The sequence below is a fragment of the Rufibacter sp. DG15C genome (assembly GCF_001577755.1).
Taxonomy (GTDB): domain Bacteria; phylum Bacteroidota; class Bacteroidia; order Cytophagales; family Hymenobacteraceae; genus Nibribacter.
In genome coordinates this window covers 2,489,848-2,514,931 of record NZ_CP010776.1, presented here as the reverse complement: position 1 = coordinate 2,514,931, position 25,084 = coordinate 2,489,848, and the positions used below count along the sequence as shown (strand labels likewise).

General features: G+C 50.3%; 17 protein-coding genes. 9 read left to right on the top strand and 8 right to left on the bottom strand.

Translation table 11 applies throughout. The features are described from left to right. Entirely contained in the window at window positions 1–1,332 is a 1,332-nt protein-coding gene (gene argH / locus TH61_RS10720) for an argininosuccinate lyase (RefSeq protein ID WP_066509026.1), read from the top strand. A gap of 100 nt (window positions 1,333–1,432) precedes the next feature. Here the strand turns inward: argH and TH61_RS10715 are convergent, their stop codons facing one another. Further along, complete coding sequence (locus TH61_RS10715) at window positions 1,433–2,431, bottom strand: NADP-dependent oxidoreductase (RefSeq protein WP_066509024.1); 999 nt, start codon at window positions 2,429–2,431, stop codon at window positions 1,433–1,435. A 449-nt stretch (window positions 2,432–2,880) separates the two neighbouring features. Between TH61_RS10715 and TH61_RS10710 the strand changes: the two genes are divergently transcribed. After that, on the top strand, window positions 2,881–4,638 hold the full coding sequence (locus TH61_RS10710; protein ID WP_066509022.1) for a T9SS type A sorting domain-containing protein: 1,758 nt from the start codon (window positions 2,881–2,883) through the stop codon (window positions 4,636–4,638). Window positions 4,639–4,750: 112 nt separating this feature from the next. On the opposite strand, the gene TH61_RS10705 is transcribed toward TH61_RS10710, so the two are convergent. The 4 genes from TH61_RS10705 to TH61_RS10690 all read right to left on the bottom strand — a co-directional run bounded on the left by TH61_RS10705 (window position 4,751) and on the right by TH61_RS10690 (window position 10,491). Continuing rightward, a complete protein-coding gene (locus TH61_RS10705) occupies window positions 4,751–6,844 on the bottom strand; it encodes an insulinase family protein (protein ID WP_066509020.1) in 2,094 nt (697 codons plus the stop codon). Between the two features lie 68 nt (window positions 6,845–6,912). Beyond that, window positions 6,913–8,250: a pitrilysin family protein gene (locus TH61_RS10700; RefSeq protein WP_066509019.1), complete on the bottom strand. Its 1,338-nt coding sequence runs from the start codon at window positions 8,248–8,250 to the stop codon at window positions 6,913–6,915. A 366-nt stretch (window positions 8,251–8,616) separates the two neighbouring features. Next, window positions 8,617–9,357 (bottom strand): LytTR family DNA-binding domain-containing protein, encoded by a 741-nt coding sequence (locus TH61_RS10695; RefSeq protein WP_066509018.1) that lies wholly within the window; start codon window positions 9,355–9,357, stop codon window positions 8,617–8,619. Between the two features lie 114 nt (window positions 9,358–9,471). Then, the gene (locus TH61_RS10690; protein WP_066509017.1) at window positions 9,472–10,491 is read right to left on the bottom strand and encodes a sensor histidine kinase; all 1,020 of its coding nucleotides are present in this window, start codon (window positions 10,489–10,491) and stop codon (window positions 9,472–9,474) included. Window positions 10,492–10,701: 210 nt separating this feature from the next. Between TH61_RS10690 and TH61_RS10685 the strand changes: the two genes are divergently transcribed. The 3 genes from TH61_RS10685 (at window position 10,702) to TH61_RS10675 (ending at window position 14,673) form a co-directional block, all read left to right on the top strand. After that, window positions 10,702–13,131: a TonB-dependent receptor domain-containing protein gene (locus TH61_RS10685; RefSeq protein WP_066509013.1), complete on the top strand. Its 2,430-nt coding sequence runs from the start codon at window positions 10,702–10,704 to the stop codon at window positions 13,129–13,131. A gap of 87 nt (window positions 13,132–13,218) precedes the next feature. Then, complete coding sequence (locus TH61_RS10680) at window positions 13,219–13,728, top strand: DUF983 domain-containing protein (RefSeq protein WP_231862207.1); 510 nt, start codon at window positions 13,219–13,221, stop codon at window positions 13,726–13,728. A gap of 69 nt (window positions 13,729–13,797) precedes the next feature. After that, window positions 13,798–14,673, top strand: coding sequence for a helix-turn-helix domain-containing protein (locus TH61_RS10675; protein ID WP_066509011.1), 876 nt, complete (start codon window positions 13,798–13,800; stop codon window positions 14,671–14,673). A gap of 60 nt (window positions 14,674–14,733) precedes the next feature. Here TH61_RS10675 and TH61_RS10670 read toward each other — a convergent pair whose 3' ends face one another. The 3 genes from TH61_RS10670 to TH61_RS10660 all read right to left on the bottom strand — a co-directional run bounded on the left by TH61_RS10670 (window position 14,734) and on the right by TH61_RS10660 (window position 18,477). Beyond that, entirely contained in the window at window positions 14,734–15,411 is a 678-nt protein-coding gene (locus TH61_RS10670) for a hypothetical protein (RefSeq protein WP_066509005.1), read from the bottom strand. 49 nt (window positions 15,412–15,460) lie between these two features. Then, complete coding sequence (locus TH61_RS10665; protein WP_066509003.1) at window positions 15,461–16,846, bottom strand: M20/M25/M40 family metallo-hydrolase; 1,386 nt, start codon at window positions 16,844–16,846, stop codon at window positions 15,461–15,463. Between the two features lie 626 nt (window positions 16,847–17,472). Further along, window positions 17,473–18,477 (bottom strand): DUF1028 domain-containing protein, encoded by a 1,005-nt coding sequence (locus TH61_RS10660; RefSeq protein ID WP_066509001.1) that lies wholly within the window; start codon window positions 18,475–18,477, stop codon window positions 17,473–17,475. A 606-nt stretch (window positions 18,478–19,083) separates the two neighbouring features. Here TH61_RS10660 and TH61_RS10655 point away from each other — a divergent pair. The 4 genes from TH61_RS10655 to TH61_RS10640 all read left to right on the top strand — a co-directional run bounded on the left by TH61_RS10655 (window position 19,084) and on the right by TH61_RS10640 (window position 24,948). Beyond that, on the top strand, window positions 19,084–19,914 hold the full coding sequence (locus TH61_RS10655; RefSeq protein WP_066508999.1) for an energy transducer TonB: 831 nt from the start codon (window positions 19,084–19,086) through the stop codon (window positions 19,912–19,914). 116 nt (window positions 19,915–20,030) lie between these two features. Then, window positions 20,031–20,912: an energy transducer TonB gene (locus TH61_RS10650; RefSeq protein WP_066508997.1), complete on the top strand. Its 882-nt coding sequence runs from the start codon at window positions 20,031–20,033 to the stop codon at window positions 20,910–20,912. 145 nt (window positions 20,913–21,057) lie between these two features. Continuing rightward, entirely contained in the window at window positions 21,058–24,351 is a 3,294-nt protein-coding gene (locus tag TH61_RS10645; RefSeq protein ID WP_066508996.1) for a hypothetical protein, read from the top strand. A 300-nt stretch (window positions 24,352–24,651) separates the two neighbouring features. Further along, window positions 24,652–24,948, top strand: coding sequence for a hypothetical protein (locus TH61_RS10640; RefSeq protein ID WP_066508995.1), 297 nt, complete (start codon window positions 24,652–24,654; stop codon window positions 24,946–24,948). Window positions 24,949–25,084: the final 136 nt, after the last annotated feature.

Here is a 25,084-nt window from a genome sequence, read left to right as displayed (position 1 = left end):
ATGAAACTCTGGCAAAAAGAAACCTCCGTGGCCCGGAACGTTGAAAAATTCACCGTGGGCAAAGACGCCGAAATGGACTTGCAACTGGCGCCTTTTGATGTGCTGGGCTCCCTGGCGCACACGCGCATGCTGGAAAGCATCGGGTTGATGGAACCAGAAGACCTGGTCGCCGTCCAGCGCGAACTCAAAGCCATTTACCAGAGCATTGAACGCGGCGAATTTGAAATTGAGCCGGGCGTGGAAGACGTGCACTCGCAGGTGGAGTTGCTGTTGACCCGCTGTTTGGGCGAAGCCGGAAAGAAAATCCACAGCGGCCGCTCGCGCAATGACCAGGTGCTGGTGGATTTGAAGCTGTTCATCCGTTATGAGATTAGACAAACAGTAGAGGCCGTGCATACGCTCTTCAACACCTTGCAGGAACTCAGCGAGAAGAATAAAGACATCTTGCTACCCGGCTACACGCACTTGCAGGTGGCCATGCCTTCTTCCTTTGGCTTGTGGTTTGGTGCGTATGCTGAGAGCCTGGTAGATGATTTGCAACTCTTGCAGGCGGCTTATAAAATCAGCAACAAGAACCCTTTGGGCTCGGCAGCCGGATACGGCAGTTCCTTCCCGTTGAACCGACAGATGACCACCGATTTGCTGGGTTTTGAGGCACTTAACTATAATGTGGTGTACGCCCAGATGGGTCGTGGCAAAACAGAGCGGAGCGTGAGCATGGCCTTGGCATCCATCGCCAGCACGGTGGGACGCATGGCCATGGACGTGTGCCTGTACATGAGCCAGAACTTCGCGTTTGTGACCCTGCCCGATGAGCTGACCACCGGCTCCAGCATCATGCCGCACAAGAAAAACCCAGACGTGTTTGAAATCATACGCGGCAAGTGCAACCGCCTGCAGGCCTTGCCCACAGAAATCCAGATGCTCCTAGGCAACCTGCCCTCGGGGTATCACCGTGAGCTGCAACTGCTCAAGGAAAGCTTCTTCCCGGCCTTCACCGAGATCAGGAATTGCCTGGAGATGATGACCTTCATGCTGCCCCACCTGAAACTGAACCCCGATATCCTTAAGGACGAGAAATACCAGTACCTCTTCAGCGTAGAGGTGGTGAACAACCAGGTCTTAAGCGGCGTGCCATTCCGGGATGCTTACAAGAACGTGGGGCTGGCCATTGAGAAAGGCGAATTTGAGCGCCCAGAGAAAGTGCATCACACCCACGAAGGCAGCATAGGCAACTTGTGCACAGCGGAAATTAAAGGCCTGATGGACGAGGTGCTGAGCGGCTTCCAATTTGAGAAGGTAGACAAAGCGATAAAGGAGTTGCTGGCGTAGACCGTTTTTGGCCTGTTTTCCAGAAAACAAGTCAAAAATGAGGAAGCCTCTTGGACATACTAGTTCAAGAGGCTTCCTCATTTTCAACCGAATCCCAAACTTAAACCTTCACCAACATTTTTCCTTGGTTCTGGCCAGTAAATAGGCCTAGAAATGCTTCTGGGAGTTGCTCAAAACCGTTGACAATGGTTTCCTGGTAATGCAGTTTCCCTTCCTTCACCCAAGTGGCTAATTGTTGCATTCCCTCTGGGAAGCGGGCGTGGTAGTTGCTCACGATAAAGCCTTTGATGAGGGCGCTGCGGGTTAAGATGAGGGGTAAGAAACGAGGTCCCATCTGTGGCTGCTGGTCGTTGTAATGGGCAATCTGGCCGCAGATGATGAGGCGGGCGTGAAAGTTGATCAATGAAATGACGGCATCAGTGATCTCGCCGCCCACGTTGTCAAAATACACGTCTACTCCGTTTGGGCAGGCCGCTTTTAAATCTGCGCGCAGGTTCTGAGTGGTTTTGTAATTGATTACTTCATCATACCCAAACTCTTTTTTCAGCAGGTCGGCTTTCTCATCAGAGCCGGCCAAGCCTACTACGCGGCAGCCCTTTAGTTTGGCAATCTGGCCTACCACCATGCCTACAGCCCCGGCTGCGCCAGACACTACTACCGTCTCCTCTTCCTTCGGCTGACCTATGTCTAACAACCCGAAGTAGGCGGTTAAGCCGGGCATACCCAGAATTCCTAGGTAATAACTGGCCTGCGCCAGGTTGGTATCAATCTTCTGGAGCTTCTTCGCCTCCGCTATGGCCTGCGTGGCCCAAGGGAGAGCGCCCAGTACCACATCGCCGGGTTTCAGGGCCTCGCTTTTAGACTCCGCTACTTTGGCTATCACGCCACCTTCTAGCGGCGCGTCTACTTGAAAGGGCGGGGTGTAGGATTTTGCATCGTTCATGCGCCCGCGCATGTACGGGTCTACGGAGAAGAACTGCGGCGCCAGCAATACCTGTCCGTCTTGCAAGGCAGGCAATTCTACTTTCTCAAACCTGAAATTCTCTTTACTGGGGGTTCCTTTCGGCCGGCTGGCCAAGACTATCTGGGTAATTTCCATGGGTTCTTTTTAAGGTATAGAGACAAGGCCGCGGCGTTGTGGTTTATACAAAAACGCGTCTGCCCACGATAAGGTACAATAGGGTAAGTGGCTTTAGGGATACCACCTAACCGTTTTTTGCCTTTTTCGCGTAAACTGGCCAAAAACGGCTATTGATAGGCCCGTTCCTGTTCCAAAGAAACGGGTACTTCTTTCCGGGGCCAGAGCATGCCCAGCAGGAAGCCGACCAGACTTCCTGCCAAGCCATAAATATTTATTTTTAGGCTATTTTCTGTGTAATAGCCTAAAAATGGCAGGCACATTAAGCGTTTTAAACCGCCTTACATTTACCTTTAAGGGACAGCGGGTATCAAAGCGTATTCACCTGTCCTATTAGAAGGTTTTGCTATCTGTGCTTCTATCTTCACAGAGAGGCAGACTATTTCTTCCATTCTCATGCTAACAGCCTGATGCGAAACATTTACCTACCTAAACCGCATGCCTTTGCAAAGTCGGCCTTGATCATGGCCTGTCTTATTTTTAGCTTAACTGCTCAGGCTACCCACATACGGGCCGGAAACATTTTTACCAAAAGTGATACTACCGCCGCCAAGAATCCGTTTCGGTATTTCTTTAAACTTGTTACCTATTCTGTAGTGGGCGGCATTGAGGATGAGCAGTCTACCCTGTACTTTGGGGACTGCAGCGCACCACAGACGGCGGCAAGAACTGCCAGAGTAATGTTGCAGAACGGAGAAAATAACACTTGGACTAATACGTATTACTTTGAGCACACCTATGCCAGTGAGGGGGCTTTCACCGTGTCCTTTGTAGGCGAAAACCGGAACGCGGGGATCGTCAACCTGTCCAACTCCGTGCAGCAGACCTTCCTCCTCACTACTACCATCACCATTGACCAGTTCCTGGGCTTGAACAGATCACCAATCCTGCAGGTGCCGCCCATTGACGTGGCAGCCATCAACAGCATCTTCGTGCACAACCCTGGTGCCTATGACCCAGACGGGGATAGCCTGGTTTTTAGGATGACTGAGCCCCGCATTAGTGGGAATAATAACGCTTGCGGAGAGCCTACCTCTGTGGTGGCCCCGGAATATTTAGGGTTGGAGAACTTCCTGGGAACCCCGGCAGAGAACACTACAGCTTCCTTCGGGCTGAACGCCACAACGGGCCAGTTGACCTGGAATTCCCCAAACAGGTGGGGAGAGTACAACATAGCGTTTGTGGTAGAAGAGTGGCGGAACCGACGCCTCATTGGCCGCGTGGTGCGGGACATGCAGATTCTAGTAAAGGACATTCCCAACAAACCTCCCAGGCTGTTGATACCCCAGGACCTTTGCCTGGTGGCGGGGACCCCTCTGCAACAAATCATCAAAGCCACTGATGCAGAAGGTCAACGTGTTGACATTAGTTCTTACCCCGGCGGAATATCTGGCTCTACTCTTATAAGGTCTACCAATGAACAAAATGCATACACGTTCACCTGGCCCACAGAATGTCTGGCCGTACGCCGGCAACCGTACCAAGTAGTGTTTAGAGCAGTAGACGTTTCACAGGCTGGCGTCCAACCACTGGCAGATGTACAGGCTTGGCGCATTACCGTGGTGGGTCCAGCCCCAGTGATTTCTTCTGTGGTGAGACAGACCAACAACAGCATACAAGTGAACTGGCAGAATTATGCCTGTGCCAATGCCAGAAACATTCACATTTACAGAAAAGAAGGTCCTTCCACGTTCTCACCAGCTGGGTGTGAAACGGGTATTCCGGCCAGTAGCGGTTTCATCAAGGTGGGTGAGGTGACTGCCAACGTTACTTCTTTCTTGGACAGCAACAATGGCCAAGGGCTTCCGGCAGACAAAACTTACTATTACCGCATCTATGCAGACTTTGATGAACCTGCCGGCGGAAAAAGCTTAGCCTCTACTGAGATAGGCAGTACCATTACGGGGTTAACAGACGAGCTACCACTGCAAATCACTTTTTACCCTAATCCAACCAAGGACTTTTTCCAGGTAAGGACAACTGCTTTCATTAAAATTTATGAAGCCGAGGTGTTCACCGTACAAGGACAGAGAATACAATCACTTACTGCTCAGAAATCTGGTGAAGGCTATAGCTATTCTGTTAAAGGATTAGCCCAGGGAATGTACATCATCAAGTTACAAACTAGTCAAGGCCAATGGGTTCAGAGGTTGGTCGTGGAAAGATAACGTATCCGTTTTTGGCCTGATTTCCAGAAAATAACCTAAAAACGGAGGCATAAAAAAGGGAGCAAGTCCAAATGGACTGCTCCCTTTTTATTTTTGAATAACTTCCCCCAATTTAGTTGAAGTCAGCGGCAGTTACGCCTTCGTTCAATTTCACGGATTGGGCTTTCATTTCTAGTACTTGCTGTTGACCAGCTGCGTTCACAGTCAAGGTGATGGTATGTGGGTACAAGATGCTGCCCACTTTCTTGTAGTCTGTGTACTCGGTGCTGTTGCTCACGGTCATGTTGTTGGTGGTAGTGGATTCTTCGCTTTTCACCAACAGTTTGCTAGCCAAGTCATAGAACTCGGTTTTGGTTTTACCAGCCGGGTAGACCACCACTACTTTGTAGGCATCAGAACCGTTTACTTTTTCTACGCCTTTCACCTCAGCTTTGAAGGCTGGGTTCTTCACGTAATCCAGTTGCTCAAACAAACTGGTCACATCTGCTTTTTCTTTGATCTCATCAGCGGTCATGTCCTTTTTCTGGCCCATTTGCTCCTGGTAACCAGCCTTGCCGTTGAAACGTGTTTTAATGACCGGGTTACCCCCCATGGACATGGTCATGGCTTCATAGTTAGGTGCCATGTATTTGGCTTCTACCGCTAAGCTGGCGCCTTGCATGTTCATGGTCATGTTAGAGGCAATAGACTTTACTTTTCTCAGCTCGGCCTCGCCACCTAATGCTTTGATGTAGTTGTTGAAGATATCTGTAGCTTTTACATTGGCCGTAGCCGCCGCCGAAGAAGCACCAGCGGCTGCCATGGCATTGGCGAAGGTGTCATACTGCTTAACCGGGTAGTTCAGTTTCTTGAGGTTGTCCAGCATCTGAGAGGCGTTGCCTACCACCACCACGCGGGTGTTGGTGCTGTTGAAATACTTCTGAGCCACACGCTGAATGTCTTCTTTGGTCACCGCATTCACGCGCTGCAGGTAGGTTCTGTAGAAATCCTTGGGCAGGTCATTGATCAAGATGTTACGGGCAAACGTTGCCGTCAATCCTTTGTTTTCCAGACCCAATGCAAAAGAGCCGTTGTACAATGCTTTGGCACTGGCCAACTCATCATCGGCTACTTTCTCGGTGCGCAGCTTGTTGATTTCATTAATGAATTCCACTACCGCGCTGTCGGTCTTGGCGGTTCTTACAGAAGCGCTGGCCGAGAAATCTGTTTGGAATCTACCGGAGCCGATGCTAGAATAAGCACCGTAGGTAAAGCCGTGTTTCTCCCGCAGGTTGTTGAACAAACGGCTTTCAGACCCGCCACCCAGAATCTGGTTGGCTAGCAACACCGGGAAGTAGTCTGGGTTGTTCATCTTCAGGTCCACCAAATTGGTCACCGTGATCTCCGACTGCACCGCATTGGACATGTCCACTACGTTGATCTCCGTCTTGGCTGGGTTTGGCACTGAAGCCAGTTTAGGAAGCGTCAGGGCCGGGCCTTTCAAGTCACCCAGGACAGACTCGGCCAGTTTCTTGGCGGCGTCTGGCTTGATGTCCCCAATGATGGTGAGGTAGCCTCTGGATGGCGTGATGTATTTGGCGTAGGCTGCTTTTACATCAGCCAAGGTCAGGCTTTTGATGGTTTCCTCGGTGGCGAACTCGCCGCTTGGGTGGTTTTTGCCATAGGTCAAGGCGTTCACCACACGGCCCGAGATGGCTTTCACGCTTTTCTCCTCGCTCTTCATACCCGTCAAGGTCGTCGTCTTGAGCTTGTCAAACGACTCCTGGGTGAAAGCCGGGTTCTTCAGGCCCTTGCCCATCAAGGCAAAAGCTTCGTTGAAATAACGCGTCAAGGCAGAGGCGCTTCCGCCTGAGGCAGTAAGTCCCACATCGGCGCCCATCTTGTCCACCGCCTCGTCAAACTGGGCCTTGGTCATGTCTTTGGTGCCTTCGTTCAGCATCAGGCCCATCAAGCCCACCACACCGGCTTTAGAACCTTCGGTGATAGGACCGGCGTCAATAAAGTAAGAGGCACTCACCTTGGGCAGTTTGTGGTCTTCCACCACCAACACCGTGATGCCGTTCTTCAGTTTAAAGGTAACCGGGTCTTTTAACGTGATGACCGGGGCCGGGCCGGCCGCTGGTTTTTTGCTTCTGTCTACTTTCACCTGCGCCTCTGCACTAAACAGCAACAACGCACTGGCGGCAATCAAAATATATTTCTTCATGGTTGGTTCTAGGTTGAGCCGCCTCTCTCCTGCCCTATGAGCAAGGGGGCGGCAAAATACTTTTGAAATTAGTTAGCGCTTTTGGCGGGGGCTGGCAGGTAATACAAGACCACGCGGGCGTTAGGCTGCAGGTATTTCTTGGCCGCGTTCTGGATGTCCTGGCGCGTAATGCTTCTAATGGTCTCCAACTCCTGGTTCACGTTGTTGGTGTTCTTGTTGTAGAAGGTGTAGCCGCTGGCCAGGTTCTCCGCTACGCCCAACATAGTTGAGTTGGCGGTCACGTAGTTGTTCTCAAACTGATTCTGGATTTTCTTGTAATCCTCCTCAGAGATGAGGTTGTTCTGCAGCTTGGTGATTTCCTCGTCCACGTCTTTCAAAAGCGTAGGCAATGGGGTGTTGTTGTTAGGCAAGGCGAAAGTGATGTACGCGCCATAGTCCTCCAGCGCGAAGTTGAAGGCCCCCACCTGCAAGGCGTTTTTCTTCTCATCTACCATTTTCTTGTACAGCTTGGAGCTGGCCCCGCCCGACAAGATAGATGTAATCATCTGCATGGTCTTGGAGTCCTTGGTGCTCATGCCCGGCACCCGGTACGCCGACATGATAGCCGGAATCTGGATGTTGGCGTCATAGGCAGTGTCTACCACCATCTGCGTGATAGGCGCCTCTTCCATCTTCTGGTACACCACCGGCTCGCCCTTCGGGACGGCGCTGAAGTAAGCGTTTACCAACTCTTTGGTCTGGGCAATGTCAATGTCGCCGGCAATGGAAAGGACGGCGTTGTTGGGCACGTAGAATTTCTTGAAGAACGCCTGGAACTCAGACAGCTTGGCGGCGTCAAGGTCTTCCATAGACCCGATGGGCTGCCAACGGTACGGGTGCTTGGTGAACAAGCGCTTGAAGATTTCATTGGAGAAATGGCCGTAAGGTTGGTTGTCAATACGTAGGCGTTTTTCTTCTTTAACTACCTCGTTCTGGGTCTTCACGCCCACCTCATTGATGACCGGGTGCAGCATTCTTTCGCTCTCCAGCCACAAGCCCAGCTTTAACTGGTTGCTGGGGAACACCTCATAGTAGAAGGTGCGGTCATGCGAGGTGTTGGCATTGTTCTGGCCGCCGTTGCTGGACACCAGTTTCATGAATTCGCCGCGCTTGATGTTCTCAGAACCCTCAAATAGCAAATGCTCAAAGAAGTGCGCGAAGCCAGAGCGGCCCACTTGTTCGTTTTTGGAGCCTACATGGTACATCACAGACACTGCCACTACGGGGGCAGATTTGTCCTGGTGCAGAATCACGTGTAAGCCATTGGGTAAATCATACTCTGTGAACTCTACCTTCTGGGCCTGCGCCGCGGTAGAAGAGAGCATGGCCGCTGCTGCCGCAGCGAAAAAATGCTTCTTTGAAAACATAGGGTTGTGTTTGGTTGTGTAATTGAAAATGTTGCTGCGATTGTTAAGACGAAGATGGGCAAATCTACCGGAAGACTATTCCTAAATGAAAGAATATTTTTTACTTGTAAAGTGCCAACAAGGTACTTTTTTTAAAAGCCCGTTTCTTGTGTGAATGACCGTTGCAGGTCATTTCACCATTAGTAGCGTAAGTGTTCCGTTTCTTACAGCAGTTGCCAAAGAAATTGCCCCTTTCTTTCTAAGCCACAGCAAGGACCGCATCAGTTTTCGTTTTTGGCCTGAATTCTAGAAAACAGGCCAAAAACGAAAGAGGAGCCTTACCCACGTGGGTGAGCGCTCCTCTTTCTACTACCTGTCTCATCCTGGTTACGTAGCGTCCTTTTCCCGAATCAGCTTGAAGAATCCCTCCCGGAAAGTTTCGCCAATGGGAATCTGCTTGTCTTGAATGTAAAGAGTATGGCCGTCTACCATGCTCACCTTGTCAATGGAGATGATGTAGGATTTGTGCACCCGGTAAAACGGCGGCTGAGGGAGTTGCTCTTCCAGATCGCGCAGGGTTTGATATGTGACAACGCGTTGCTGCGGCAGGTACAAAGACACGTAGTTCTTGAGGCCTTCAATGTAGAGAATGTCTGCGTAGTTGATGCGCAGGAACTTGTTCTTGCTTTCGCCTTTCACAAACATGTACTCTGCGTGGCTGTTCTGAACAGTTGGTGGAGTAGAAGCAGAGGAAACCGCAATGCCTACGATTGGTTGCAGAATAGCCTGCGCTTTTTGTACGGCTTTTAAGAAACGGTCAAAGGCGATGGGCTTGAGTAGGTAGTCTACCACATCATGCTCATAGCCTTCTAGTGCATATTCTGGGTAGGCAGTAGTGAGGATGACTTTGCATTTATTGCCGGCCAGTTTCAAGAACTGTAGGCCGGTCAGTTCAGGCATTTGAATGTCTAAGAACACCAGATCGGCGCGGTTTTCACTTACCCAACCCAAGGCCTCAATGGGACTGGTGGTGCTGCCCACAAACTCCAGAAACGGAACCTTGTCAATGTAGGCCTTGAGAAGGCTAGACGCATAGGCCTCGTCGTCTACACAAATGCACCTGATCATGTTCTTAATGAATTACGGATGTGGAAAGGAAGATAAGGAAACGCGCAAAAAGGAACTAGCAAGCGAACAAATCGTTTTTGGCCTCTTTTCATGAAAAGAGGCCAAAAACGATTCTTACAGATTCTTCAGTTCCAGATGGGCCTCATGTACGTGGCCGTCATTTTTGACAATTAGTTCATATTGATTAGGATACAGCAGTTCCAACCTTCTCCTGATGTTGCTCAGGCCAATGCCGGTGGTCTGGTCTTTCTGATGATTTGAGATGCGGTTGATGACGGTAAACTGCAGACTGTTAGGTGAGGCGTGCAAGGTGATTTGGATGGGAGCCGAAGGATCATCCGCGATGCCGTGCTTGAACGCGTTTTCTACAAACGGAATCAAGACCAGGGCGCCAATCTGCTGGCTGTCTACTTCTCCTTCTACCGTAAAATTCACAAAAAACCGGTCTTCAAACCTAAGCCTGAAGATGTCTACAAAGCTGCGCAGGTAGTCTACCTCTTTTTGGAGTTCTACTTTGCCGTTGGGGCTTTCATGCAGCATGTACCGCATCATCTCAGAGAGTTTGAGAATGGCCTCGGCGAGCTTCTCAGAAACGGGATAGGCCTGCGCGTACAGGTAGTTGAGCGTGTTGTAGAGAAAGTGCGGATTCACCTGAGATTTCAGAAAGGCCAGTTCAGCCTGCGTCTTTTCGGCCCGGAGCAGTTTGTTTTCCTTCTCTTTTTTGAAGGCGTCCTGCACGTTCCACACCACGGCGCTAATGGCCATCAAAGGGAACGCCCTGAAGAGATTGTCACTCAGGTAATAAGAGAAAGCCGTGTTGGGCCCATAGTTTCTGAAACCGAACAAGAACGGATACATCATCTCCTCCAGAAAATAGCGGGTGAAGGTGAACAGGAACGGGGCAAAAGCCAGGCAGAGGATCAGGGGTACTATCTTCTCGCGTTTCAGGAAGCGGGGGTAAACCACCAGGTAACAGAAATAGAACGTGATGGCTATGCTCCCAAAATAGGTAAGCAGGAGTAGGTAGGTCCAGCTAGGCTTATTGGGATTCTCCACATGCTCTGCAAAAAGGCTGTAGCCAATGTACAGGGCCCAAGCCAAGAGGTGGTAGAGAATGGTTTTGCTCGTCTTCATGTCCCAAAGCTAAAAATCACGCAGCGCCTGCGCACTAATTTTATCCCAATCCCCTGGTTTTTGATGCGAACCGCCGTTTTTGGCCTCTTTTCTGGAAAATAGCTTAAAAACGGTGGTTGGGATAATTGTTGAGGGCGTTGGGATTATATTTTTTCAAGGGAATGCGAGGATCTTCACCTTTGGGCATCTGTTTGACAAATCGCTACCGCTATGAAACCATTCTCTACCCTTCCCCAACGCTGGCTATTGGCCCTCGCCTCCCTCCTGCTTTCCTTTTCTGCCCTAGCCCAGCAAGGCACCACCGTGAAAGGAAGCGTGCAAGATGCCCGGCAGCAACCGCTAGGCTTTGCCACCATTCTTCTCCTCCACTTGCCAGATTCCAGCATTGCGCATTCCCAAATGGCCGACGAGACGGGCACCTATGCCTTTGACAAAGTACTGGCCGGGAGATACCTGGTGAAGGCCACGCGCATTGACGTGAATGCCGCCGTGAGCGCACCTTTTGACGTAAGCACCCAGCCCGTGCAGGTGCTTGCCTTGGTGACGCCAGAGAAAGCCACAGCCTTGAAAGAAGTGGTAGTGCAGGGCCAGCGGCCATTGCTGGAGCAACAGGCAGACCGCCTGGTGTTAAACGTGGAGAAACTGAACACCGCCGGAGACAACGCCCTGGAGGTTTTGAAGAATGCGCCGGGCGTACGTCTGGATAAGGATGACAACATCATTTACCGCGGCAGTGGCAGCGTGAACGTGCTGATCAATGGCAAGATGACTTATATGAGCGGTGCAGAACTAAGTGCTTACCTTAAGTCATTGCCCGCCTCGGCGCTGAGCAAGGTAGAACTCATTGCCAACCCGCCGGCTTCTTATGACGCGGCGGGCACGGCGGGCATCATCAACCTGCAACTGAAACGAGAACTCACCCAAGGCATGAACGGAAGCCTGAACGTGGGCACTGGCTACGGCACCTATGAAAAAGCCTGGGCGGGCATCAACCTCAATTACAACCTGGGCAAGGTAAGTTTTTACACCCGCCTCAATACTAGCCACTCCAACTCTTACAACAAGCTTACAATGGAGCGCACCATCCGGGACAGCCTGTACCGTTCTGTGAACTACTGGCACCCCATTACCAAAAGCGTGAACGTAGTGGCCGGCGCCGATTATTTCCTCAATAAAATGCACACCGTAGGTTTTATGATCAAAGGGTACACCTCGCCGCAAGACGTGATCACCACAAGCAACTCAGTGAACTATGACATACCGGGCAACGCCATTGGCAGCGTGCACATGCGTAACCCCCGCGATATTTCTTCCAATAACTACAGCCTTAACTTCAACTACAAATTTGACTTGGACACTACCGGCCGCTCCCTCACCTTTGACGCCGACTTGGTCCAGTTCAGAAACACCGCGGATGAGTTGTTCACCAATGAGTACTTCGCGGAGGCCGTGGTAGGCAACAAAACCTTTGAAGAACTGAGAAGCTACTCTGATGCACCGGTCCGGATTTATGCTCTAAAACTGGATTACGTGCACCCGCTGGGCCACAACTGGAAAGCCGAAACCGGTTGGAAGAGCAGCTGGGTTCGCAACGATTCTGACATTAGGTTTGAGCGCAAAGAAGAAGGCACCTGGTACAATGACACCCGCCGCACCAACCACTTTTTATATGATGAAAACATCAATGCCGGGTATGTAAGCCTGAGCAAAAAAGTAACCAAAGAAATTAGCGTAAAGGCAGGCCTACGGGCCGAGCAAACCATCTCACAGGGTAATTCTTATACCACAGAGGATGCCGTAGACCGCAACTATTGGCAGTTGTTCCCGAGCATGTTCGTGAGCTATACTCCGTCTGAGGACCATCAATTCTCCACCTCGTACAGCCGCCGTATCAGCAGACCCAATTACAAAAGTTTGAACCCCTTTACCTTCTTCTCAGATCCGTACATGGGTCTGCGTGGAAACCCGTTTTTACAGCCGTCTTTCTCTAACTCCCTACAGTTCAGCTACACGTTTAAGAACTTCCAGTTACTGAGCGTGAGTTACTTGCAGCAGAAAGACTTTGTAGTGGAAGTGGTGCGCCAGAACGATGTCACTAAAGAGAGCATTAGCATGCCGCAGAACCTGAGCCGCGCGCGTTTTCTGAGCGTGAGCAGCGGCGGAAGCATACCGGTGCGTAAATGGTGGAACGCCAGCGTGCAGGTACAAGGCAGTTTAAACAAAGTCACCACCCCCGTGCAAGGCGACCACTACAACCAGGAGCAATTCTCCTGGGACTTCAGCACCGACAATAACTTCACCCTGCCCAAAGATTTTAGCCTTCAGTACTCCGCGTATTACAGCTCCCCATCCGTGTCTGGGCTGTTCCAAAACAAGGAAGCGTATTTGATGACCATTGGCGCCAAGAAGACGTTTTTGAGTGGCCGCGCCACCGTGAGCGTGAAACTGAATGACATCTTTGACACCGCCCGTTTTAGAGCCAACCTCCAGTACAACAACGTAGACATGTACTGGGAAAACGAATGGGAGAGTCGTCGCCTCAACCTCACGTTTGACTACAAGTTTGGCAACAGCAAAATAAAGACCGCCCGCAGCAGAAAAACCAGCACCTCTGAGGAAGAGAACCGCGTGTCTAACTAAACCTCATAGCTGTTCATGTACACAAGCGCTCCTCTGTTTTTGGCCTGTTTTCAAGAAAACAGGCCAAAAACAGAGGAGCGCTTTCACTTGTTAAAAAAGTCAGACACCAGAAACTACCGCAACACCCGACTTTTGTCCTATCCGCCGCCCAAAAATGCACGTACCTTTGTAGAAGACAAACGCCCAGAAAAAATGTTAGGAAAAGGTTCTAAACTCTACAGCATTGCCAGACTCAAATGCCCCCGCTGCCACGAGGGTGACTTGTTTGTAAACAACAGTTTACTGAGCTGGCGCAAGATGTCTGAGATGCTGCCCAACTGCCCTGTTTGCCAGCAAGTCTATGAACCAGAACCCGGCTATTACTACGGCGCCATGTTTGTGAGTTACGCCTTGACGGCCGGTCCTACGCTGGCAGTGGTGGGCTTGATGATGCTGTTCTCACAAGAAATTACCCTCTGGATGTTTATTGGTGCTTTGCTGGTGTCCTTGTTGTTGTTTTTGCCGGCCATCTTCAAGCTTTCGCGCGCCATCTGGATCAACATCTTCATTGGCTACGACCCTACCGCGGCTGCTAGTCCGCAGGCCCGGGGGCATTAATTTTGCTTCGTTTTTAGGCTATTTTTCTGAAATTAGGCCAAAATCGGCACTACATGTGCAGATGTGCCTATGCCTCAGAAACTGCCCGTTTACCGCATCCCAGACTTTACCGCCGCCAAGGCCCTGGCCCGGGGTTTCCATATTGTGGACTTGCAGGCGCACCGCGAGAAACACGCCTTTGTGCAGGCCCCGCACAAGCATGATTTCTACCTGCTGTTACACGTTGCTACAGGGAAAGGCACGCACACCATTGACTTCACAGAGTATCCCGTCCAAGCCAACAGCTTCTACTTCCTGACGCCCGGCCAAGTACACGCCTGGGAATTATCACCAGATACCCAAGGCACGCTTCTATTCTTCACCGCAGAATTTTACCAGGGCGCTTACTCCAATGATACTCTGCGGCGTTTTCCTTTCTTTCAGTCCTGGCAACATGAACCGGTCTTATTCTCCACCGCAGAAGTCGTGCAACCCGCCGTAGCATTGCTCCAACAGATGCAACAAGAATACGTGCAGGCAAAACTATTCCAACAAGAAGCATTAAGGGGTTATCTGGAACTGCTTTTGATTCAACTGGCAAGACTTTATCCTGTGGCTACTGTCCAACCAGACGAACAGAATTGGCCGTTCCAGTTGTACCAGTTAGAGAGCCTGGTGGAACAGCATTACCTGGAACACCAGCCTATCTCCTTTTACGCCGAGGCCTTGCACCTAACGCCCAAATACCTCAACGAACTCTGCAAGCACAACCTGGGCAAAACCACGTCTGACCTCTTACAGGAGCGCCTCGTCTTGGAAGCCAAACGCCTCCTCACCCATTCTCCGCACTTGACCATTTCGCAGATTGCCAGCCAGCTTGGGTTTGAGGACAATTCCTACTTTAGTAGGTTTTTCAAGAAACAGACCGGCACCACGCCAGAGAAATTCAGGCAGAAGGCTAAATAGAAAAAGCCGGTGATTGGGTCACCGGCTTTTCTATTATTTAATTTTTAGGCAAGGGTACCATTAAGGATAGAGTATTTCAATAGTTTGGGGCTTTTTCCATCCTATATCAATCCCAGTAAGTTTGTTAAGTTCAAAGATTTCTTCGGCATTTGGTGAAATAAAAATACCCGCACCTCTTACCCATATGATGTCAAATTCTGCCGGAAGATTATGAAGCACTATCTTTTCAAAATCTGTTACTTTATGATACTTCTGCCTAAAATCAACATAATCATCATAGCTTCTAATATTAAGATAGTTTTTCCCCAGAAGCTCAGAACCCGTGTAAATCACAGATTCTGGCCAGTTGACCCTATCTAATTCTGTGAAAGGAAATCTTAATAAATAGAACTTGCTCTCACTATCATAGTTAGTGATGTCCACATCCACCAAGGAATAATCTGGCAGTGACAGTTCCGTTAAGACAGTTACCACCTTCTCACTTACCATGAAAGGAATGGCCTTGATGTAGTAGCAAAAATTCATGAAGTCATTCACCCTCCCACCTCTTAGAAGCTTATACCGTAAAGGCCTGTCCAGCCCTAGTTCTATTCTTGGGTCCTGTGGAAACTGCAAGTGAAACTGGTCCTCTCCTTTGATATTCTTAAAATTTTTCTTTTCAAGTTCAATCTGGTAAAACCCATTTCTAACCCCAATTACTTTATGCTCACCGCTTACGTCTAAACTCTTGTATATCATTTCTAATATGCAGTTGATAATAGCAATTGAAGTTAAACTCTTTTAATTCTTACAACCCGTACTTATCCATCAGGTAAATCAAGGCGGCCATGGAGGCGCCGCCTAGTTCCAGTTCGCGCTGGTTTACTTTGTCGAAGGTGTCTGCCGCGGTGTGGTGAATCTCAAAATAGCGTTGGGAGTCGGGCACAAACTCCATGACGGCGGCACCGTTGGCTTTGAGCGGCGTCACGTCTGCCCCGCCTCCGTCTTGGGTGATTTCATGCAGGCCATAGGGTGCCAGCAAAGGCTTCCAGCTGACAATCTTCTGGTACACGGCTGGTGTAGCATCCATGCTGAAGCCTCTTGGCGTGAACCCTCCCCCATCAGATTCCAAGGCGGCGATGTGCTTTTCGTTTTTGGCTTTGGCCTCTTGGGCGTATTTGGTTCCGCCGCGCAGACCGTTCTCCTCGTTCATGAACATAACGGCCCGGATGGTGCGCTTGGGTTTGTAGTTCATGGCGCGCATCATGCGCAATACTTCCATGGACTGCACACAGCCGGTGCCATCGTCATGGGCGCCCTGGCCGTTGTCCCAGCTGTCCAGGTGACCGCCTACCACTATGATTTCGTCTGGTCTTTCTGAGCCTTTGATTTCGCCAATCACGTTGTAGCTGAGCACGTCAGGCAACCATCTGGAATTGACTTTTAAATGCAGTTTCAAGTCTTTGTCTTCGCTTAACAACTTGCTCAGCAATTCGGCGCCTTTGGTAGAGATGGCCACCGCCGGAATCTTGGGCGCATCCTCGGCATAGCGCAAACCGCCCGTGTGCGGCTCATCATCCAAGGCAGAAGACATGGACCGAACCACTACACCCACCGCCCCAAGTCTAGCCGCGGCAGATGGTCCTTGCGAACGTTGGTCTACCGCCCCGCGGTACGCCAAGCCCGTATGAATATGCGTCTGGTCAAACGCCCTGCTGAAAAACACAATCTTGCCCTGCACCTTGCGTTTGCCCAGTTTCTGCAACTCGTCCAGGCTTTTCACTTCTATTACCTCAGTAGTTAAGCCTTGCGAAGGCGTAGGCACCGAGCCACCCAAGGCTATCACATTCACTTGCTGGTTAGGCGAAATCTTGGAGTTGACAATGTAGGCTTCCTCCTTCTCACCGCGTTGCCAGTGTGGCACCATCACCTCTTGCAAATACACCCGGTCTAAGCCCATCTTCTCCATCTCCTGACGGGCCCACTCCACGGCCGCGGCCGCCTGCGGAGAACCGCTCAAACGCCCGCCAATGCGGGTGGTCAAATACCGCAACTGCTCATAGCTCTTGCCGTTGGCCAGCGCCTCGTCGTAAATTTTACGGATGTGCAAAGAGTCTTGGTTCTGCGCCGAAGCACCCAAAGAAACCGCCAGCAATCCCGCCAGCGTCAAGTGTTTTAAAGAAGGAAATATCATGAAAGTCTTGCGTCTTGAATTCTATGCCCCGAGTTAGCAGGAAGAATTCTGAATGCGAAATAAAAAGTTAAAAATATACCGCCTCACGTTACCCACTACTCCAGTTTTCGGGCTATTTTCTGAGAATTAGGCTAAAAACGAAGGAGCAGAAAGCCTAAATCAAAGACGGGCTCGTCATCCCCCTACCCCCTTCAAAGGGGGACGGAATGCGCAGGTAAAAGCAAGTGTTACGAGGCAGTTACAAACTGCCCTATCATGGGTCCAAGTCGCAGACTTGAACCATGGCCACGGTAAAGCAGATCAAGCAAACCGTGCCTTGGCACGCATGCCTCTGCAGGGACAGTACCCGTACTTACCAACAAGCAACAAACCCACCATTAGGCCATTACAGAACTGGAACCCAAGCCAGTCCTGGTCCTGAGCGCCTCTGTTGTTTCGTCGCCCGGCAGGGCGGGGCCCCACAGGCCCAGAGTACAACAGCAGTGCGAAGGGCCAGGACGAGGCCCCGCGGCCGTGAGCGCTTAGCGGAAGAGATGAAACAAGACTGTGAGTACGCACCGGAACAAGCCACAATACTCACGAACAGCCAAACCAAGTGAACAGATGGGACTCAAATTAATGAAGCTTTACTTCGCGTTTAAAATCTTCTTATAATCCGCCGGCGACACCGTCAACAACCCCACTTCTGGCAGACGCTCCGTCAAAATGAGCCAATTCTTATCTGCCTTAAACACCGGCGCCAGAATCTTCACTGCCTCATCTACTTTCCCTGTGTTCGCCAAGGTGACCCCATGCCAATACTGCATTTCCAAGTTGTCGGGCTGAAGGGCTTCAGCGGCGCTGTATTCTTTCATGGCCAGGGCCATGTCGTTCTTCTCCACGGCCAAGTCACCGTTGTTCATGTGCTGGTAGGCGCGTTGCACAGTCAATAACCTCCGCAATTCTTTCAAGGGCACGGGGTTATCATCTACGCGCAGGTCAATGAGGCGCTCTTGCCAGGGCTGGTCCGATTTTTTACCAGATACTACTATCAAAGCCGCCGACTGCTTGCCGCGTATGTCTCCACCTTGGGCTTCGGCGGCATCCATGGCGGCTAGCACGCGTTCGGCCAAAGGGAGGTGGGCGTTTTGCTCAAAGGCTCTGGCCATGGCAGGCCACACTTGGTCAGAGAGCATCATGTTGGCCTGCACCGAAAACTGTTTGCCCGTGATGTGCCCGGCATACTTGATGCATTTGTTGCCGGTGTGCGTGGCTACGTTTCCTTTGGCATCCAGGATGGCGACTTGGCGCACTTCGCGGCCTTCATCATCAGAAAGCAGAATCTTTAAGGTTTCCTGCGCAGACTTTCCCTGTTTCATCAAGGCCAAGCCACGCGGCCCGAAGGACTTGTTCGTGAACGACTGCGTAGCTACTACGCCCACGCCGGCCTCGCCCCAACTCACCGAGGTACCCACCGAAAACCAGTGGCTCTGCACAGCCACTGCCATCTCGCCGGTGGCCGGGTCACGGGCCACGATGGAATAGGTATGCGCCAGTGGCTCTTGTGGTTTGTAGACGGATGGTGTTTGCGCTAAGGCGGGCGTGGTAGCTAACAATGAGCCTATACCTAATAAGTAAAATATCTTTTTCATAAGAATAGAGCGAGTTTGAATGGGAAGATACAGAAAAAGGCTGTGCGGTGAGCGTTCCGTTTTCGGAGTTATTCCTAGAAATCAGGCTAAAAACGGGAGAACTAGTGGCCATCAGAATCAAATATAATTTACAAAACTTTGCACCGTCTGTCAAACCAGCTTTCATGTTCCTCAATCTTCAATCCTTGTTGGACCTCTGACTAGCATAAGCTCCATTCTACAAGGACCAGAACTAGTTTATTAAAGCCCTGAAAGATCACCACGATAAATCCTCTACTGCACTACGGTGTTTCTTTTGCAGGCAAGGAACTCGGGATATTTCTCCAGTAAGAAGTATCCTTGCGACTGCGCATTACGGTCCTACCACCAATGGTTTGTTCCTTCGCCAAAGCTTTCCCGCAGACGCTTTTACGGTCCAATTTCTTCCGGCAGTAGCCACTAATGAATGGACGATCCAATTGTCACCAGATAAAAAAGTGCTGTCCTATATCTTGAAAAGGGACAGGCAATTGCGGTTTCAGGTAGATTTTAAATTACAGTAAGCGCCTAAGGCTGAGATTAAAGATTCTCTTTCTTATCTTTCAGGACTAAATCACAACAAACCCTATGCTTTCTCTTTCTCCCGTTAAGGCTGTAGTTACCAGTCTGGCCTTGCTGCTTTGTTTCTCTTTTGCCACACAGGCGCAAACAGCTGCTTCCATCACCAGCTCTACTGCTCAAGAAGACACTTCCAGAGTCTATAACTTTGTAGAGAAAATGCCCGAGTTTCCGGGAGGACAAGATGCCTTGTACCAGTATTTGAACAGCAGCTTTCAATACCCTGCCAGCCTTCAGCATGACAATACGGCTACCACTATCCAGTTTTCCTTTACCGTTGGGGCCACGGGCAAGGTACATGACCTTAAAAAAGTCAAAGGCGTGCATCCCTTGGTAGATGCAGAGTTTGCCAGGGTCTTGCAGAACATGCCCGCCTGGACGCCAGGCCAGCAGAACGGCAAGGCCAGAAGGGTAAAATACACCCTTCCGTATAAAATTCCCGGCACTCCTCTACCTGAAGCCAATGCCAGCGCCCCAGAAGAAAAAATCTACATCGCCACAGAGGTAGCCCCTGCCTTTCCGGGTGGCAACAAGGACCTCACTTCTTACTTGAAAAAGAACTTTAAGCCCACCATGCAACTCACGGACAAGGTGATGGAAGGTACCATCATTCTCAGCGTCATTATCAACAAAGACGGTTCTGTACGAAAGGAAGAAACCAAGATTCTTAAAGGGATGGGTTACGGCATGGATGAGCGCATGGTGACAGTGATGAACTCGCTTCCTAGCTTTGCCCCGGCCAAGCAGAACGGGGAGAACGTGGTGTACAAAATGGTACTGCCCATCAAGGTAGATGCCAAGGGTCATGTGAAAGAAGTGCTGGAAGGCGCGCAGAAATAATATTTAGAATTTAAACCTTTAGAACCGTTTTTGGTCTGTTTTCTGGAAAGCAGCCCGAAAACGGTTTTTCTTTCAAAGTCATTATCTGTCTCTACCCAACAAAAGCACACTCTTGTATGCTACCCTTCTCCCAATTTACGAAGTTTTATTTGCGCACGCTGGCATTTGCACTTTGCTTCCTGTTCACAAGCCAAGCTTACGCGCAAGACACCACGCAGACTCTAGCTCAATCACAAATAGATACTACAAAAGTATATGTAGCTGTTGAGCAGATGCCTGAGTTTCCGGGAGGCAGAGAAGGTTTACATCAATACTTGAGTTCACAGTTTAAATATCCAAAGGAGTTGACAAACCATTCTTTCACAGGACACCTTGTCTACAGCTTTATCATTGGCACAACCGGAAGAGTCTCGGACATTATTAAACTTAAGGGTGGGCCTAAACTTTTGGAGAAGGAAGCTGAACGTGCATTACAAAGCATGCCCACTTGGACTCCCGGCCAGCAAAATGGCCAGAACGTAAGGGTAAAGTTTACTCTACCATTTAAAATAACGCCACCTAAACAGCCAATGCCTCTGACGCCATCTCCAGAGATTACCATCACCCCAGATGAGGGCGTGTATATGGTAACTGAGATTCTTCCTCTCTACCCCGGCGGCCATTATGATTTAAACCTTTTCATTAAACGCAAATACCAGGCACCTAGCGGAATAACATATTTGGGGCCTAATCCCATGGTCTTGATTACCACTACTCTTACACCAGATGGCATTATTAATATTGGCGAAACCAAAGTAGTAAAAGGAATTAACCCAGTGATTGATGCCCGTTTAGTAGAAGTAATCAATCAACTCAAGCGGTTTACACCGGCCTACCAGAATAAAGAAGCTGTTCCCTTCAAATTGATTTTCCCCATTAAGCTGGACCAGAACGGAAGAGTGCTAGAGGTAGAGAGAACCAATCTAGTACCTGTAACAGCACCTGCTAATACAGATTAGTAATTCAACTATACATCAGATCGTAAACCGTTTTCGGCCTAGTATCTAGAAACTAGGCTGAAAACGGGTTTCTTTTTGTCTGCGCTTCACAACTTTACCTATATTGAATCACCAATCTAACCAACAAACCTATTCCTTCACTTATATGAAGAAGCACGCTTCGTTGTTTCTGCTGTTGTCCTTTTTGGGGGTATGGCAGACGCAGGCCCAGAAATTGAACACCGCCGTTTTCCAGCAGATGAAGGCCCGCAACATTGGGCCGGGCGCCATGAGCGGACGCATCACCACCGTTGACGCCGTGGTCAGCAACCCAGAGATCATCTATGTAGGCGCGGCCGCGGGCGGCGTCTGGAAAAGCGAGAACGGAGGCGTCTCCTTCTATCCTGTTTTTGATGAGCAACCCAACATCAACATTGGCTCACTGGCTATTCAGCAGAGCAACCCCAGCGTAGTATGGGCGGGCACCGGCGAAGGCAATCCCCGGAACTCGGTGAATATGGGCAACGGCATCTACAAAACCATTGACGGGGGCCGTACCTGGAAGCACATGGGCCTGGACAAGACCTTTAACATCCACCGCATCCTCATTGACCCCTCCAACCCAGATGTTGTGTACGCGGGCGTGATTGGCTTGCCGTTTGGTGACCATCCAGAGCGCGGCGTGTACAAAACTACCAACGGCGGGCAGTCTTGGGAGCGCATCTTGTTCACCAATGAGAAATCTGGCGTGGCCGAAATGGTCATGGACCCTAGCAACCCCAACAAACTGGTGGTGAACATGTGGGAACACCGCCGTACGCCTTGGGATTTCAAATCGGGCGGGCCGGGTTCTGGCTTGTACATCACCTATGACGGCGGAAAGACCTGGAAGAAGAAAGGCGTGACTGACGGCTTGCCAGCCGGCGACTTCGGGCGTTTGGGCTTGGCCATTAGCCGTAGCATGCCTAACCGAATCTACGCTTTAGTTGAAGCCACCAAGAACGGACTGTACCGCTCAGATGACGGAGGCGAGAAATGGACGAAAGTCACCGAAGACCCTTCTATTGTGACCAACCGCGCCTTCTACTTCAATGAGATTTTTGTGGATCCGCAGAATGAGAACCGCGTCTACATGATTTATCAGCCCATTGCGGTGAGTGAGGACGCCGGTAAAACCTTCAAGGTAATTGCCACCCTGGAGCAGATTCACGCCGACCATCATGCCTTTTGGATCAACCCCAACAACCCCAACCACCTCATTGATGGAAACGACGGCGGAGTGGCTATTAGTCAAGACCGCGGCAAGACCTGGTATTACCCAGAGGGACTTCCTATTGGGCAATTCTACCACGTGAACGTGGACAACGAAGTACCTTACAATATCTACGGCGGCCTGCAGGACAACGGATCTTGGACCGGTCCGGCGTATACCTTCAGCAACGGTGGCATTAGAAACCTGCACTGGATGAACGTTTTGGGCGGCGACGGCTTTGACGTGGTACCAGACCCGGAGAATGCGCGCTACGGCTATGCCATGTCACAGGGCGGCAGCTTAAACCGCTATGACAAAGTCACTAACAACTCAACCAACATCAAACCCACGCACCCAGATGTGAAGACGCGTTTGCGCTTTAACTGGAACGCGGCCATTGCGCTTGACCCGTTCACCAACGGCACCCTGTACTACGGCAGTCAGTTCCTGCACAAATCCACAGACAAAGGCATGACGTGGCAACTAGTGTCTCCAGATTTGACCTTGAACAACCCAGAGCACCACAAGCAGAATTTGAGCGGCGGATTAAGCTTGGACGTGACCAGTGCAGAGAACCACAATACCATTTTAACCATCGCGCCTAACACCAAACAACAAGGCGTCATTTGGGTGGGCACCGATGATGGTAATGTGCAGTTGACCCAAGACGGCGGCAAGACCTGGACCAACGTGCGTGACCGCATCAAAGGCCTCCCCAAAGAAGCCTGGATTCCGCAGATCACCGCCTCTAAGCACCGCGCCGGCGAGGCCTTTGTAGTAGCCAACCATTACCGCATGGGCAAAGACTTTAACCCGTACATCTTCAGGACCACCGACTTTGGCAAGACCTGGACGCGTCTGGTGAATGAGAAACAGGTGCGTGGGTATGCGCTGTCCTTCTTACAAGACCCCGTGGAGCCCAAGCTGATGTTTGCCGGCACGGAACATGGCTTATGGGTAAGCACAGACGAAGGCAAGAACTGGGCACAGTGGACCAGCGGTTACCCTTCTGTGCCTACTATGGACCTGGTGATGCAGGAAAGAGAAGCGGATCTGGTGATTGGCACATTTGGCCGCGGCATTTATGTATTAGACAACATCAGACCGTTGCGTCAATTGGCTTCTACCCAAGCAAAAACTTTAGAAAAGCCTTTGGCGGTTTTTGCTCCTTCAGAGGCTTTCTTGGCCAGTTATGGTCAGGCCCCGGGCAGCATGAACGAGTCAGAGAATTTGTACCAGGCACCTAACCGTCCTTCGGGCGCGCAGATTACCTATTACATTCAGCCTAAACGGAATACGCCAGTGGCCAAAGCCGCAGACGTGAGAAAGCAGAAGGAGAAGCCAAAAGCCACCACTACCAAGAACATGGAGACGGGTGCGGTACAGGCTGTTTCACTTCCGGCTAAAGACACGTTGGCACCCAAGACCTCCAATAGAAAAGACACCCTGTTTGTGCGTGTATTCAATGAGGCCAACCAACTCATCAGGACCTTGCGCCAGGTGCCAGACTCTACCTTGGGCGTACAAAAGTTTAGCTGGAACCTGACGGAGCGCGGCATCAAACAGCCGGTCAACCGGACCCAACCCCAGCGCGGAGGTGGCGGAGGCGGTGGTGAGCCGTCTGGCAACCAGGTGCTGCCGGGCACCTACAAACTGGTGTTCCAATATGCCGGGGCCAAAGACTCTACCCTGTTAGCTGTAAAGCCTGACCCGCGTGTACCGTACAACCAGCAGAACATGCTTGCCCGCAGAGCGCTGCAGGAACGCTTGAACAACAGCATCAAACAGATTACAACGGCGGCAGATCGCATCCAGGAAGCCTCAGAAGCCACTGACAATCTCTTGGCCCAGTTAAAGGACAAATCTGGCAAAGAAACGGCGGCGCTGCTGCGTACTACCAAAGCCATGCAAGATTCCATTAAACTACACCGTGAATCGCTCTTCGGGAAAGGCTTGGAAAGGCAAGGCTACGGCCGTCCGTTCTACCAGACGGCTATCACTAAGTTAAACGAGGCACGGTCGTACATCAATGGACGCACTGAACCCTTGACCTCTACAGAGACCCAACTGGTGGAACAGGCAGAAACCCTCACCCGCGAGACGCTGGCCAAGATCAACGCTTTCTTCAGCACGCAGTGGGCCGCATACAGAAACCAAGTTCAAGCTACCCCCCTGACTACCCTTAAGGAATATTCTGCTATCCAGTAGACCTCTTAATTTGTAGAAATAGAAGACCTGGCGCTCACTGCGTCAGGTCTTTTTTGTTGAGAAAAACAACCATCAGAAAATACATAACGGCACCTATGGTCTAATCCTTTCTAATTTCAGCAAATTCATTTATCGCTCAACTTCAACAATATATAAAAACATAGATATTCATTAAGTCATATTCTATTTCATCTTTACAAGAATCTTCATTGGAGTCCTGAGGCACTGAACTAAAAATGAAAATTTATGGATTACCTTTACCAATAGCACTCCCAGTGCAGACAAGAATATAAGTATAATATGAAACGAATCTTACGCAAAGCCATCAAACCCTTTTTACCCAAGTACCAGGTAATTACTACTTCTTACCAAATCATTCCGGGCCAGCCTATCACCAAAAAGCATTCTACCCACGCTTTTGAGAAAGGTGCTTCTAAAGAGGCCAAAGAGTTCTACCAGAAAGTGGTTACCTCAGACATCACCAAAGCCTTGGCTCCCATTGAAGTGAAATTGAAAAGAAGTTTTTTCACGGTGGGCAAAACCCACATTGGCCCCGTAGAGAACTTCAAGAAAGTGAAAGCCATCTCCGCTAATTAGATTCCTAAAAACCCGATACAATAAAAAGCCCTTTCCAGATGTTGGCTAGGGCTTTTTATATTTTAACAGACCAAGTCGTTTTTGGCTTGTTTTCTGGAAAAAAAGCCAAAAACGACTTCACCTTTAAGCTATACAA

Coding starts and splice junctions, on each gene's coding strand:
- argH (WP_066509026.1), top strand. CDS start 1: ATGAAACTCTGGCAAAAAGAAACCTCCGTGGCCCGGAACGTTGAAAAA.
- TH61_RS10715 (WP_066509024.1), bottom strand. CDS start 2,431: ATGGAAATTACCCAGATAGTCTTGGCCAGCCGGCCGAAAGGAACCCCC.
- TH61_RS10710 (WP_066509022.1), top strand. CDS start 2,881: ATGCGAAACATTTACCTACCTAAACCGCATGCCTTTGCAAAGTCGGCC.
- TH61_RS10705 (WP_066509020.1), bottom strand. CDS start 6,844: ATGAAGAAATATATTTTGATTGCCGCCAGTGCGTTGTTGCTGTTTAGT.
- TH61_RS10700 (WP_066509019.1), bottom strand. CDS start 8,250: ATGTTTTCAAAGAAGCATTTTTTCGCTGCGGCAGCAGCGGCCATGCTC.
- TH61_RS10695 (WP_066509018.1), bottom strand. CDS start 9,357: ATGATCAGGTGCATTTGTGTAGACGACGAGGCCTATGCGTCTAGCCTT.
- TH61_RS10690 (WP_066509017.1), bottom strand. CDS start 10,491: ATGAAGACGAGCAAAACCATTCTCTACCACCTCTTGGCTTGGGCCCTG.
- TH61_RS10685 (WP_066509013.1), top strand. CDS start 10,702: ATGAAACCATTCTCTACCCTTCCCCAACGCTGGCTATTGGCCCTCGCC.
- TH61_RS10675 (WP_066509011.1), top strand. CDS start 13,798: ATGCCTCAGAAACTGCCCGTTTACCGCATCCCAGACTTTACCGCCGCC.
- TH61_RS10670 (WP_066509005.1), bottom strand. CDS start 15,411: ATGATATACAAGAGTTTAGACGTAAGCGGTGAGCATAAAGTAATTGGG.
- TH61_RS10665 (WP_066509003.1), bottom strand. CDS start 16,846: ATGATATTTCCTTCTTTAAAACACTTGACGCTGGCGGGATTGCTGGCG.
- TH61_RS10660 (WP_066509001.1), bottom strand. CDS start 18,477: ATGAAAAAGATATTTTACTTATTAGGTATAGGCTCATTGTTAGCTACC.
- TH61_RS10655 (WP_066508999.1), top strand. CDS start 19,084: ATGCTTTCTCTTTCTCCCGTTAAGGCTGTAGTTACCAGTCTGGCCTTG.
- TH61_RS10650 (WP_066508997.1), top strand. CDS start 20,031: ATGCTACCCTTCTCCCAATTTACGAAGTTTTATTTGCGCACGCTGGCA.
- TH61_RS10645 (WP_066508996.1), top strand. CDS start 21,058: ATGAAGAAGCACGCTTCGTTGTTTCTGCTGTTGTCCTTTTTGGGGGTA.
- TH61_RS10640 (WP_066508995.1), top strand. CDS start 24,652: ATGAAACGAATCTTACGCAAAGCCATCAAACCCTTTTTACCCAAGTAC.